Genomic DNA, 13008 nt, shown 5'->3' with positions numbered 1-13008 from the left:
TACGCCCCGGACGCCGCCGCACCATCCACCCCGACCGCACCACCGCACAGTGGAAAGAGGGGGATCGCCGTGAACGATCTCTTCACCTGGGCCGCCCTGGGCAGCCTCACCGGCGCCAGCGCCGCCACCCTGCTCGCCACCAACGTCATCGGCGGGCTGATCGGTCCGAGCGGCGACAAGGCGCGCAAGTGGATCGCGCTGGGCTTCGCGCTCCTCCTGTCGTACCTGACCGCCGCGTTCGCCACCGACGCCGGCCCGGAGAAGTGGGTCATCGCGTTCTTCAACGGGCTGGTGATCTTCTCCGCCGCGCTCGGCGTCAACCAGCTCCCCCCGGGCAACCGGCAGGCGACGCAGGCGTCGCCGACCCAGCTCGCCCAGGGGCACGAGCCCCGCTTCGTCCGCTCCTGGGTCTGAGAGAGGTGACCCCATGATCTTCGGCATCCTCAGCGCCGCCGTCCAGGTCGTTTTCGGCGCCGTACTCGGGCAACTCGCCGCCGGCACCGTCGGCCTGCTCGTCGGCGCGGTCGTCGGACTGCTCGTCGGCGCGCCGTTCGGCTGGGCGTCCGCCTCGGCCGGCACGTACGGCGCCGACCCGAAGGGGATCTTCCTCTTCGTCGTCGACCACACCTGGAGCCTGCTCAACACGTTCGCCGGGGCGCTGTTCCTGGCGCTGCACCTGGTCTTCGGTCACCAGCTCGACCGGGTCGTCTCGGCCGGTAGCGGCCGCGTCAACGTCGTCGAGGGCGTCTCCCCCCGGTACGCCACCACCATCGGCACCGTCTGCGCCGGGTCCAGCCCGGGCATCCAGCGGCACGAGGACGTGCACGTGTTCCAGGCCCGGCTGCTCGGCCCGTTCTACCTGCCGCTGGTGGCGCTCAACTACGTGCTGTTCACCATCGCGCCGGTGTGGCTGCTCTGGCACGACCACACCAACGCACCGATCAACCGGTTCACCCGCTACTTCGAGATCGGCGTCTACCCGCACGTGTGGAACGAGGCCATCGCGTACCGGATCCAGGGGACGCCACCGCGATGACCGGCGCGATCGAGGCGGCCGTCGCGGACGTCGCGAGCTGGCTGGCCGGGGCCGCGGGTGAACCCGTACCGGTCGGTCCGCCGCGCGACGACCCCGACGGCGGCCTCACGGTCTGGCCGCTGGAGCTGCGACCGGCCCGGCAGACCGCGACCGGCGGCGCGACGCGCGAACCGTACCGGTTCGTGGTCCGCCTGCTGGTCGCCGGCGGCGGGCCGGCGGCGCTGCCCGCGCTGGACCGGGTGCTCGCCGCCGCCACCACGGCGGGCCGGCCGGAGCTGGTGCTGGCCGCCGGCGACCCGGCGCTGTGGCGGGCGCTCGGCGTGGCACCCCGGCCCGCGCTGCTGCTGGACGCGCCGGCCCGGGTGGAACGGCCGGTCCCGGTCGCGCCGCCGGTACGGCAGCCGCTGCGGCTGCGGCAGCTCGGCATGCGCACGCTGCACGGGCGGGTGGTCGGGCCGCAGGACCAGCCGCTCGCCGCCGTCCGGGTGGAGCTGGTGGGTGCCGCCCAGGCCACCGAGACCGACGCCGCCGGCCGGTTCCGGCTGGTCGGCGTTCCGCACGACCCCGACGCGCCGGGCGCCCCGGTGCGGATCCGGCTCACCGGCGCGGGGCGCGTCCACACCGCCGAACTCGACCCGGAAGGCGACGGCCTGATCGTCGTCCGCGCCCCCGACTGACGTCCCGAGGAGGACCGATGCCCACCTACTTCTCCCCCGGCATCTACGTCGAGGAGGTGCCCAGCGGGGCCCGCCCGATCGGGCCGGTCGGCATGAGCACCGCCGCGTTCGTCGGGATCGCGCCCGACCGCGGCGCCCACGTCGGCGAGGCGCTGGCGGTGAACAGCTGGACCGAGTTCCTGCGGCTGTACGCCGACGGCGAGCAGCTGGAGAGCACCCCGCTGGCCCGCGCCGTGTTCGGCTTCCTGGACAACGGCGGCACCCGCTGCTGGGTCGTCAACGTCGGCGAGGGCGGCCAGCTCACCGGCACCGGCGGACGACGCGGCGGCCTGCAACTGCTGGAGGCGATCGACGAGATCTCCATCCTGGCCGCGCCCGGCTACCACGACCCGGTCTCGCACGAGGCCCTGATCAGCATGGCCGAGCGGCTGCGCACCATGGTGGCGATCTGCGACCCGCCGCCGGAGGTCACCGACGTCTCGCGGCTCACCCGCGTCGCCACGCCCGGCAAGCCAGCTAGGTCCGGGTCGGCCGGGTCCGCCGGGTCCGCCGGGTCCGCCGGTTCGGCCGGGTCCGCCGCATCGGCCGGGTCGGCCGCATCGTCCGGGTCGGCCGCATCGTCCGGGTCGGCCGACAAGCCCGCCGAGGGTACGCCGGGCGACGGCGACGGCGAGCCGCCCGGCACCGGCGGCGACCGGCCCCGGCAGTCGGACTACGCCACCTTCTACTTCCCGTGGATCCGGGTCCGCGACCCGCTCAGCGGCGACCTGGTGCTCACTCCGCCGAGCGGGCACGTCGCCGGCATCTGGGCCCGCACCGACGCGCTGCGCGGCGTGCACAAGGCACCGGCCAACGAGCCGGTACGCGGCGCCGTCGACCTCGCGTACCGGGTGACCCGGCCGGAGCACGACGTGCTCAACCCCAAGGGCGTCAACGTGATCCGCTTCTTCGCCGGAGAGGGCATCCGCCTGTGGGGCGCCCGTACGCTCGCCGCCGAGGCAAGCGAGTGGCGCTACCTGAACGTGCGGCGGCTGTCCATCTCCATCGAGCAGGCCATCGCGGGCGGCACCCGCTGGATGGTGTTCGAGCCGAACGACTTCACGCTGTGGCGTTCGATCCGCCGCGACATCGGGGCGTTCCTCACCCGGGTGTGGCGCGACGGCGCGCTGCTCGGCCGTACGCCCGAGGAGGCGTTCTTCGTCAAGTGCGACGAGGAGACCAACCCCGCCGACGTCCGCGACGCCGGGATGGTGGTGGCCCACATCGGCATCGCGGTGGTCAAGCCCGCGGAGTTCGTGGTGTTCAAGCTGAGCCAGTGGGCCGGCGGCACCGAGACCGAGACGATCGGAGGCTGACATGCCCACCACGGCCACCCCGCAGCCCGGAGCACCCGTCGACCCGTACCGGGCGTACCACTTCAAACTGCTGATCAACGGCATCACCAACGGGCACTTCACCGAGGTCAGCGGCTTCGAGGTGGCGATACCGGCGCTGTCGTACCGGGAGGCGGGCAACGAGCGCATCCGGTCCGTGCCCGGCCAGGTCGAGTACGCCCCGGTCACCCTCCACTTCGGCCTGACCAGCTCACGTGAGCTGTGGGACTGGGTGAACGCGGCCGCCAAGGGCACCGTCAACCGGCGCAACGTGTCGGTGGTGCTGCTGGACCCGGCCGGCACCGCCGAGGTGCTGCGCTGGAACATGATCAACGCTTGGCCGACCCGGTGGCGGGGCGCGCACCTGAACACGCTGTCGCAGGAGATCGCCATCGAGGCGCTGACCCTGGCGTACGAGGGCCTGGAGCTGGAGGCCGGCGGTGCCGCCGCCCCCGCGACCGCGTGACCGGCTGGCCCGCGCGTTGCGGGCCACTGCCGATCGGTTGTCCGCACCGGGTTCGCCGGACGCACCGGGCTCACCGGAGGATGTGTCGCGTGCTCCCGGTCAGCCGCCCGAGCACTGGCGGCGCCTGGTGGCGGCGCACGCCCCCGGCCTCCTGCGCGGCCTACCTCCGCCCCCGTCCCCCGTCGAGCCCGGGCTTCTCACCGATCCGTCCGCGAGCGGCAGCCCGGACCAGACGCGGACGCGACGGGACGAGCCGGGCCGACGCGGGATGGGCCGGTTGTGGCGAGGATGGAAGGCGCTGTTGGCCGGCCGCTTCGGCACACCCCGTTCCCGAACGCGCCGTCCCCACGGGGCCGATCCGGGTTCGTCGTCGAGATCTTGGTACGAAACGGCCCCCACAGGGGCCACTTCCTACCAAGATCTTCAGGGCGTCCCGTTCGGCGGGACGGGGGTCCCGGGAGCTGGGAGCCGGGAGCCGGCGGGGGTCGACGGCGGGCCGCCGGGATCGGCCGGGCCAGGCGTAGCAGCGAGCCGCGCTGGCGCAGGACCGACCCGGGCGGCGTCTACATGGAGCGGTCCGGGAAGCGGATCGGCCTGGCCGGGGAGCGGGCCGGCCCGTGCGGGGAGCGAGCCAGTCGGTGCAGGGAGCGGGCCGGCCGGTGCAGGGAACGGGCCGGCCGGAGCAGGGCGCGGAACGGGACGGGCCAGGGCGAGAAGCGGATCGGCCGAAGCCGGATCTTCGGCACCGGCGGCCGGTGCCGCCTTCAGCCGCTATGACGACGCAGGCCCCGACACCGTCGTGGCGTCTGGCCTCCCGCCGGCATCCCGGTACGTGACAGGGCCGGGCCGGCCGACGACGGCAGGCGACGCGGACGTGACCGGATCGGCGGGCACACCGGGAGGGGCACCAACGCCGGGCGCAGCGCGCAGGTCGGACACGGCAGATTCGACCGATGCGGCCGGGTCGGCGCGTACAGCGCGCACCACCGGCGGCACGGAGACGGCCGGATCACGCGCCACGGGCACGGCCGGATCACGCGCCACGGGCACGGCCGGATCATCCGGCACACCGACGTCGGGCGGACCGGACCGGCAGTCACCGGCCACGGAGTGGCCCGGCCTCGGCGCGGATCGGGCGGGCGCCCTCACGCGGCGCGCTCGGGCCGACCGGAGCCGGGAACGGCGCCGGGCCGACGACCCCGGGACGGAACCGTCGCCCGCTCGGGACGACGTACTCCCGCTCCTGTTCGCGGCCGCGTCACCGCACGGATGGCAGGGACGGGCCGGACACGACCCGGGGCGGGCCGCGGACTCGCCGTACCCGAACGGGCGTCACCCGGCCCCCGGCGGCGATTCCCGGGCGCGACCGGGGCAGCGACCCGCGCGGCCCACGCCCGGCAGCCCCTGGCCGGCGCTGCCGGACGACGCCGGCCCGGCCCCGGCGACGAACCCGACCGGCGCGGCCCGGGCGACCGACGGCAGCTCGCACGCGGATCTGTGGCCGGCACTACCGGGCGAACCGGCGTGGTGGACCCCGGCGACGCGGGCCACCCCGTGGAGTGACACGGCCCGGCTGGACCGGGAACAGGCGGGTGACTGATGGAGCGCGTCGCCTTCCTCGTGGACGAGTCCGGCACCCGGTTCGACTGCCTGCTCAACCCGGAGACCGTGCAGGTGACCCGGCTGGCCGGGGTACGCCCGCGCGGCGGACCGGACGGGCCGCTCACCGGCGCCGGGCTGGCCGACGATCCGCTCGTCTTCACCGGCGGCGGGCGTACCGAACTGGTCCTGGATCTGCTGTTCGACGTCGACTTCGTGGAGGCGCCGGCCCGGCCCGAGGACGTCCGCGCGCTGACCCGGCCGCTGTGGATGCTCGCCGAGAACTCGGCGGTCGAGCACGGCTGGCTGCGCCCGCCGCTGGTCCGCCTGGTCTGGGGCAAGACCTGGAACGTCCCCGGCGTGATCACCGCGATCGCGGAACGCTTCGACGCGTTCACCCTCACCGGTACGCCCCGGCGGTCCTGGCTGCGGTTGAAGCTGGTCCGCGTCGCGGAGGGCGCGGAGGCGGCGCGCGCCGGGTTCGAGGAGGAGCTGGCGGCGGCGAGCACACCCGCTGTCGCGCCCGGGTCGGCGGTGGTCGCCGCCGCCGACGGCGCGGCCGAGCCGGGCTGGTCCGGGGTCCGCTTCGACCTGCTCGCCCACGACGCGCTGGGCTCGCCGCTGCGGTGGCGGCTGCTCGCCGAGCACAACCGGATCACCGACCCGTTGACCGTGCCGGCCGGCACCGCGCTCGCCGTCCCGCCGGTCGGCGCCGCCACGTCCCCGCCGGACGCCGTCACCACGGGAGGCACCCCGTGACCGGCCACGCGACCGGCGCCCCGCGCCACCCCGCCCCCGCGAACACGACTCCCCTGAGCGGCGACGCGACAAGAAGCGCCGCGCGGCCGGCGACCGCCGGGTGTGCGCCGTGAGCCGGGCCGCCCTGGTCACGATCGACGGGAGGCCGCTGGCCGACCCGGCCCGGCTGCGTGGCATCCGCGTCGCCGCCCGCCTGGACCGGCCGGCGCAGTGCGAGCTGACGCTCACCGCCGCGCCCGGCGCGGGCCCGCTCGACCCCCCGGTACGCCCCGGCGCCACAGTCGGCGTACGGCTCGACGGGCAGTCGGAGGCGCTGTTCACCGGCGAGGTGACCGCCGTCGAGCGGGAGTACGCCGGTGACGGCGGGGCGCTGGCCCGGATCCGGGCGTACGACCCGCTGCACCGGCTGCGCAAGCGGCAGGAGCTGCGGGTGTTCGAGTCGGTGACGGCCGCCGAGCTGGCCGCCGACCTGTGCGCCGGGCTGGGGTTGAGCGTGGATGCCGAGGACGACGGGCCGCGTCTGGACCGGTTGCTCCAGCACCGGCACACCGACCTGGACCTGCTGTGCGAGGTGGCCGGGCGGGCCGGGCTGCACCTGGGCGTCGACGGTGACCGGTTGCGGCTGTTCACGCTGGACGGGTACGGGGAGCCGTTGCCGTTGACGCTCGGCGAGACGGTGCACGCGTTGCGGGTCACCGAGAACCTGGACCGGGCGGGCGCGGAGTGCGCCGTGCTCGGCTGGCATCCGCAACGCGCGGAGCCGCTGGGCCAGCGGGCGGACGAGGCGCGCAGCGGGCGGCGGATCCCGCTGCGCCCGGACCCGGGCGACGTGGGCGCCGACGGTGTGCGTACCGCTGTGGACCAGCCGGGCCGCAGCGACGACGAGCTGGCCGCGCTGGCCCAGGCCGGGCTGGACGCCCGGGTGGCGGCGCTGGTCACCGCCGAGGGCACCGCGGAGGGCGACCCGGCGCTGCGGCCGGGCCGGCGGATCGCCCTCGCCGGCGTCCCGGAGCCGGTCGCCGGGGTGTACGTGCTCACCGAGGTGGTGCACACGGTGGACGCGGACGGGCACCTGACCCGGTTCTCCACAGCGCCGCCCGGCCCGCCGCCGTCGGCCGCGCCCCCGCCGGCCACTGTCACGCTCGGCACCGTCACCGACATCGACGACCCGGACGGGCTGGGGCGGGCCCGGGTGACGCTCCCGGCGTACGGCGATCTGGACGCCGGCTGGCTCGCGGTGCTCTGCCCGGGCGCGGGCCGGGGCAAGGGGATCGTCGCGTTGCCCGACCCGGACGACACGGTGCTGGTGGCGCTGCCCGGCGGCGAGCCGGCCTCGGGCGTGGTGCTCGGTTCGCTGTTCGGCGCGGTCGAGCCGTACGACGCGGGGATCGTGTCCGGGCGCTCGCGCCGCTGGTCGATGCGGACCGGCACCGGCCAGTCGATCGTGATCGACGACGACGGGCGGACGCTGCGGCTGGCCACCGACGCGGGCAGCTTCGTCGAGCTGCGTCCCGAGCTGACCACCGTGCACGCGGCGGGTGACCTGGTGCTCTCCGCGCCCGGCCGGGCCGTCGTGGTGCGCGGCCGCACAGTCGACTTCCTGCACGCCCCGGCGGCCGAAGACGCCGAGACCGCCGCCGCGCAGGCCCGTACGCTCGCCCGTTCCGCCGGAGGTGGCTGATGCGCTGGATCCACCGCGACTCGCTGATCACCTGCGGACACGACGGGCGGGTGAGCAACCGCCCGTCCCAGGACTGGGTGAGGGTCCAGGCCGTGCCGGTGCTGATCCGCCCCGACCCGGAGGGGCGCGACATCACCGCCTGCCCCAACTACGGCCCGACGATCAAACCCTGCCTGCACACGCTGACCGTGACAGTTGGTTACAGCACGTGGGTGCGGGTGGACCGGCAGCCGGTGGTGCTGTCGCACCTGGACGGCCTCACCGACGGCACCCCGCCGGGCACCGTGCACCACCAGGTCCGCGACGTGCGGCAGGGTTTCCTGGGGGCGGACGCATGAGGGCCTTCCGCTTCGTCGGCGCCGGCTTCGACGCCGGCCGCGCCGGTGGTCTCGCGCTCACCGCCGCCGGCGGGCTCGCCATGACCGACGGCGACGAGACGGTACGCCAGGCGCTGTACCTGCTGCTGTCCACCACGCCCGGGGAGCGGCTGATGCGTCCCGGGTACGGGTCGCGGCTGCACCGGCTGGTCTTCGCGCCCAACGACGCCACCACCGCCGGGCTGGCGATCCACTACGTGCGGCAGGCGATCCGGCGCTGGGAGCCCCGGATCGAGGTGCTGGACGTGGACGCCGGTCCCGACCCGGACGACCCGTGGCGCCTGGTGATCCGGCTGGACTACCGGGTCCGGGCCAGCCTCTCCCCCGGGCACCTGGTGTTCTCGGTCGACCTGCTGCCCGCCGACGAGGAAACCCCCGACGAGGAGGGCACGCCATGACGCTGCCGGTGCCGCACCTGGACGACCGCGCCTTCCTCGACCTGGTCACCGAGGCGCGGGAACGCATCGCCCGGTCCTGCCCGGACTGGACCGACCTGTCCGCGCACGACCCGGGCATGGCCCTGGTGGAGGCGTTCGCCTACCTCACCGAGGTGATGATCTACCGGCTGAACCAGTTGCCGGAGAAGGCGTACGTCGCGTTCCTGAACCTGCTCGGCGTCACCCGGCACCCACCGGCGGCGGCCTGGGCGGACGTGCGCCTGACCCGCACCGGTCCGGACCGCGGCCCGGTGCGGGTGCCGGCCGGCACCCGCGTCGCCGCGGCCCGCGGCGCGGACCCCCGGCCGGTCGTCTTCATGACCACCGAACCGGCGGTGCTGCCCGCCGGCGAGACCACTGCGACGGTACGCGTGCACCACTGCGAACCGGTCGAGGCTGAGCTGCTGGGCACCGGCACCGGGCAGCCCGGTCAGGTGTTCCGGGCCGCCCGCGCGCCGCTGACGCGTACCACCGAGGCGCTGGACCTGCTGCTCGGCGTGGAGGTGCCGGCCGGCTCGGTGGAGCTGGGTGCCGCGGCCCGGGAGCACGAGGGGCGCACGTACGAGATCTGGCGGCCGGTGGACAGCTTCGCCGGTGTCGGGCCGCAGGCGAAGGTCTACCTGGTGGACCGGGCCTCCGGGGTGGTCACGTTCGCCCCGGCGCTGGACCTGCGTCCGGACGGGGGCGCACCGGCCGTCGAGGAGGCGGCCGGGGCGACCACGGTGGCGGCGGTGCCGGCGGCCGGGCGGCAGGTGCGGCTCTGGTACCGCTGCGGCGGCGGCCCGGCCGGCAACGTCGCGGCGGGTGTGCTGACCAGCCTGCGCGACCCGCTGCCGGGGGTGAAGGTGGACAACCCGGAGCCGGCCACCGGCGGCCGGGACCTGGAGTCGCTGGAGTCGGTGCTGGCGCGCGGGCCGTACGAGTTCTTCGCCCAGCAGCGCGCGGTGACCGCCCGGGACTTCGAGATCCTGGCCACCGGCTCCGGTGCGGTGGCGCGGGCGCGGGCGTTCACCCGGGCCGCCGTCTACAGCTTCGCCCGGCCCGGCGAGGTCGAGGTGGTGCTGGTGCCGTACGTGCCGGAGGCGGCCCGTCCCGGCGGGCGGCTGCCGGTGGCGGTGCTGCGCGAGCACGAGGTGGAGGAGGCCCGCCGCCGGGTCGAGGCCGACCTGGAGCGGCGCCGCGCCCTGGGTACGGCGGTGCGCGCGGGCTGGGCGCGCTACAAGGCGGTGTCCATCCAGGCGCGGGTGGTGGTACGCCGCGAGGAGGACGTGGACGCGGTGCGCCGCCGCATCCACGACCGGCTGCACCAGACGCTCAGCCCGCTGCCCACGCCGCTGAACCCGGCCGGCTGGGCGTTCGGCGAGCCGCTGCGCGCCTCCAACGTGTACCGGATGCTCGAACACGCCGAGCCGGGCGTGCGCTACGTCGAGTCGGTGCGGTTCGTGGTCGACGAGGCGCCGGACGCGCAGGTGCGCACGGTGGCGGTGGACCAGTACCAGGCCGACACCTGGTACGCCGGCGGCGGCCCGGTGCTGTTCCGCTCCACCAACGCCGGCGCGGGCTGGGAACCGGCCGGCCGGTTCGACGACGAGACCGTGGTGCGGGTGGTGCCCGCGCCCGCCCCGGTACGCCCCGGCGTCGTGCCCCGGGCCGGTTCGGTGGCGGTGGTGACCACCCGAGACGCCGGCGGTTCCCGGGTCCGGCTGAGCACCGACCTGGGTGAGACGTGGACGCTGCTGACCGACCTCGACTCCGGCGTACGCGACCTGGCCTGGATCGACCGGGACGGCACCGGCGCGTTGCTGCTGGCCACCGACACCGGCCTGTACGAGGTGCCACTGCTGCCCGGCGCGGTGCCGTTGCAGATCCTGGTCGACCCGGCCGACGCCGACCGGGGCTTCTACGCGGTGCGCGCGTTCGTCTCCGAGCGCGGCGCGCCCGGCGTGGCGGTGGCCGCGCAGGCCGGATTCGGGGTCTACCTGTCCACCGCTGCGGGACGGCCCGGCACGTTCGCCCACGTCGGCCTCGCCAACGTGGACAACCGGGTGCTCGCCGTCCAGTACGACGGTCCGGCCACGCTGCTGTGGTGCGGCGCGGGCGAACCGGACCCGAAGAAGCCCGGTCAGGGCTGCCACCGCACCCGGCTGTTCGAGTCGGACGTGAAGTGGCAGTCGATGGCGTCCGGCTGGATCGGCGGCACCTGCCGGGATCTCGCGTTCAGCGGCCCGCTGGCGCTGGCCGCGACGCAGAGCGGCGGCGTGGTCCGCCTGGACACGCTGGCCGGGCAGCCGCAGTGGTCGCCGGTGATGGTGAACTGCGGCCTGCCGCTGCGGGACCGGACCCGGTTCGTACCGGTCGACGCCATCGCCGCCACCGCGCCCACCGGCACGTCCGGGGCCGGGCGGCTGGTGCTGGCCGGCGGCGAGCGCGGCGTGTTCCGCAGCGGCGACGGCGAGGACTGGACGGCGAGCGCCAACCAGGCCACCGCCGACGTGGTCACCGTCCCCGGCACCTGGCTGCTCTGCTCCGGCGAGCACGACATCGAGGTGGTGCGGCAGGATGCGCCGAGCGGCGATTGAGCGGCTGCTGCCGGCCGCGTACCAGCGGGCCGCCGGCCCGGGCAGCGTGCTGGGCGCGCTGCTGGACGTGATGGAGGCGCTGCACGCCCCGGACGAGGCGGTGCTCGCCGACGTCGACGCGTTGTTCGGGCCGTACCGGACGCCGGACGGGTTCGTGGCCTACCTGACGCGCTGGGTGGCGATGGACCACGTGGTCGCCGCGCCCCGCGCCGACGCGCCGCTGCCGTTGCCGGCAGGCCGGCTGCGGAACCTGGTCGCGCACGGCGCGCTGCTGGCCCGGTGGCGCGGCACCCCGTACGGGATGCGGACCGCGCTGGAGCTGGCCACCGGCGTGACCGGGTTCGTGCTGGACGAACCGCCCGAGCGGCCGTTCCACCTGGTGGTGCGGGTGCCACCGGCCGCCGCCGACCGGCTCGCGCTGGTCACCCGCATCGTCGAGGCGGAGAAACCGGCCGCGGTCACCGTCGAGGTCGTCGCCGCCCCGGCCGACCCGCCCTCCCACCCGACGCCGACCGAGCCGGACGTCGCCGAGCCCGCCGCCGGGGTGGCTGCGGTGCGCGCGGTCGGCCGGGCGCACGTCCCCGCACCCCTGCCCCACGATCCGCCCGAGGAGCCGTCATGACCACCGAATGGACAGTCGTCGCCGCCGCCGAACAGTTCACACTGGACGCCCGCAACGCCGGTGAGCTGACGTTCACCGTGTCGAACCCGGGCACCGCGCCGGACACCGTCGTGTTCGACGTGGCGCCCGGCGAGGGCAGCCAGCGGGCCTGGTTCACGGTGGCCGAACCGCAGCGGGTGGTGCCCGGGCAGGGGTCGGTGTCGTTCCTGGTCCGGCTCGCCGTACCGCCCGGCACGCCGCCCCGGCGCTACGACATGACCGGGTTCGCGTACTCGGCGAACACGGCACCGGAGGAGAGTTCCCGCTCCAGCGGCCGGGTCACGTACGACGTGCGGGCCGTCGTACCCCCGAAGCGCGCGCCGTGGCCGTGGATCGCCGCCGCCGCGGCGCTGGTGCTGGTCGTGGCCGGGGTGGTGGCCTGGCTGGTGACCCGCGGCCCGGACACCCCGGCTCCCCCGCAGGCCGGGGCGGTGGTGGTGGAGGCGGAGACACTCGTCTCCGGCGCCGCGGTGCAGTCCACCACCGGCGCGAAGGCGGAGGTGGTGGCGCAGGAGAACTGCTGCGACGTGGTGTGGTCCGGCGACGCGCAGCTGTTCTTCCTGGGCCGGGGCGTGGGCGACCGGGTGACCGTGCAGGTGGACGTGCCGTCCGACGGCACCTGGCGGCTCTCCACCGTGCGCACCACGTCGTTCGACTACGCGAACACGATCTGGCTGGTCGACGGCCGGCAGGTCGGCGACACGTTCTTCGGGTTCAGCCCGACGGTGGTCCGCACCGACGAGGTGGACGTGGGCACCGTGGAGCTGACCCGCGGGCCGCACAAGCTGACGCTCGTGGCGGTGAGCAAGACCCAGGGCACCGACAGGTACTTCGCCGGGGTGGACGAGATCCGCTTCACGCCCGTCGTCCGGCCGTGAGCGCCAGACAGAAGGTGCTGCTGGTGGCGGTGGCCGTGCTGCTGGTGGCGCTGTACGTGGTGGCGGTGGCCGGGCGCCGCGACGACCCGGGCGACCCGGCGGCCGGGCCGGGGGCGCTGGCCCGGCTGGGGCGCGGGACCGGAACTGTGGACCCGGCGACGGTGGCGGTGACGTGCCTGCCGCCGGCCGCCGATCCCGCCACCACCGCCGACGGAGTGACGCTCGCGTTCGGCACCGCGTGCCGGCTACGGGTGGCCGACCCGGGCGCGCTGCGCACGCTGGTGCTGCGCGGTACGACGCCGTTCGAGGTGACCGCCCGGGCACCCGGCGGCGCGGACGTCACAGTCAGCGACGAGGTCGCGCCCGACCCGGACGGCCCGGCCGTGGCAAAGGTGGCTGTGGACCGGGAGACCGATGTGCTCCTGCGCTGTCCGGGAGGTGGCGGATGTTCGGTCACGCTGGCCCGGTCCTGACCGGGACGGAGA

Annotated in this window: 13 protein-coding genes; all 13 read left to right on the top strand. The window is 75.7% G+C overall.

The annotated features are described in order from the left end of the window. Positions 1-69 precede the first annotated feature (69 nt). The 13 genes from ACN27C_RS22410 (at position 70) to ACN27C_RS22350 (ending at position 12996) form a co-directional block, all read left to right on the top strand. Entirely contained in the window at positions 70-414 is a 345-nt protein-coding gene (locus tag ACN27C_RS22410) for a hypothetical protein (protein WP_091417656.1), read from the top strand. Positions 415-427: 13 nt separating this feature from the next. Then, positions 428-1036, top strand: a complete 609-nt coding sequence (locus ACN27C_RS22405; protein WP_349876758.1) for a glycine zipper family protein — start codon at positions 428-430, stop codon at positions 1034-1036. Further along, positions 1033-1713: a carboxypeptidase-like regulatory domain-containing protein gene (locus ACN27C_RS22400; protein WP_422747927.1), complete on the top strand. Its 681-nt coding sequence runs from the start codon at positions 1033-1035 to the stop codon at positions 1711-1713. The genes ACN27C_RS22405 and ACN27C_RS22400 overlap by 4 nt, the downstream gene beginning before the upstream one ends. A 17-nt stretch (positions 1714-1730) precedes the next feature. Next, the gene (locus ACN27C_RS22395; protein WP_422747925.1) at positions 1731-3068 is read left to right on the top strand and encodes a phage tail sheath family protein; all 1338 of its coding nucleotides are present in this window, start codon (positions 1731-1733) and stop codon (positions 3066-3068) included. A gap of 1 nt (position 3069) precedes the next feature. Continuing rightward, complete coding sequence (locus tag ACN27C_RS22390) at positions 3070-3552, top strand: phage tail protein (protein ID WP_422747923.1); 483 nt, start codon at positions 3070-3072, stop codon at positions 3550-3552. 1599 nt (positions 3553-5151) lie between these two features. After that, entirely contained in the window at positions 5152-5910 is a 759-nt protein-coding gene (locus tag ACN27C_RS22385) for a hypothetical protein (RefSeq protein ID WP_422747921.1), read from the top strand. A 109-nt stretch (positions 5911-6019) separates the two neighbouring features. Then, a complete protein-coding gene (locus ACN27C_RS22380) occupies positions 6020-7591 on the top strand; it encodes a phage baseplate assembly protein V (RefSeq protein ID WP_422747919.1) in 1572 nt (523 codons plus the stop codon). Next, positions 7591-7929, top strand: a complete 339-nt coding sequence (locus tag ACN27C_RS22375; RefSeq protein WP_358171790.1) for a hypothetical protein — start codon at positions 7591-7593, stop codon at positions 7927-7929. Before ACN27C_RS22380 ends, ACN27C_RS22375 begins: the two co-directional genes overlap by 1 nt. Further along, positions 7926-8366, top strand: coding sequence for a GPW/gp25 family protein (locus ACN27C_RS22370; protein ID WP_422747916.1), 441 nt, complete (start codon positions 7926-7928; stop codon positions 8364-8366). The genes ACN27C_RS22375 and ACN27C_RS22370 overlap by 4 nt, the downstream gene beginning before the upstream one ends. Further along, positions 8363-10984, top strand: coding sequence for a putative baseplate assembly protein (locus ACN27C_RS22365; protein ID WP_422747914.1), 2622 nt, complete (start codon positions 8363-8365; stop codon positions 10982-10984). Before ACN27C_RS22370 ends, ACN27C_RS22365 begins: the two co-directional genes overlap by 4 nt. Further along, positions 10965-11606: a phage tail protein gene (locus ACN27C_RS22360; RefSeq protein WP_422747911.1), complete on the top strand. Its 642-nt coding sequence runs from the start codon at positions 10965-10967 to the stop codon at positions 11604-11606. Before ACN27C_RS22365 ends, ACN27C_RS22360 begins: the two co-directional genes overlap by 20 nt. After that, complete coding sequence (locus ACN27C_RS22355) at positions 11603-12523, top strand: hypothetical protein (protein WP_120569598.1); 921 nt, start codon at positions 11603-11605, stop codon at positions 12521-12523. The genes ACN27C_RS22360 and ACN27C_RS22355 overlap by 4 nt, the downstream gene beginning before the upstream one ends. Then, a complete protein-coding gene (locus tag ACN27C_RS22350) occupies positions 12520-12996 on the top strand; it encodes a hypothetical protein (RefSeq protein ID WP_422747909.1) in 477 nt (158 codons plus the stop codon). Before ACN27C_RS22355 ends, ACN27C_RS22350 begins: the two co-directional genes overlap by 4 nt. The last annotated feature ends 12 nt before the right edge of the window (positions 12997-13008 follow it).

Origin of the sequence: Micromonospora sp. WMMD1219, assembly GCF_049315215.1 — a bacterium.
GTDB classification, from domain to species: Bacteria; Actinomycetota; Actinomycetes; order Mycobacteriales; family Micromonosporaceae; genus Micromonospora; species Micromonospora tulbaghiae.
This window is presented reverse-complemented; position numbering and strand designations above follow the sequence as displayed.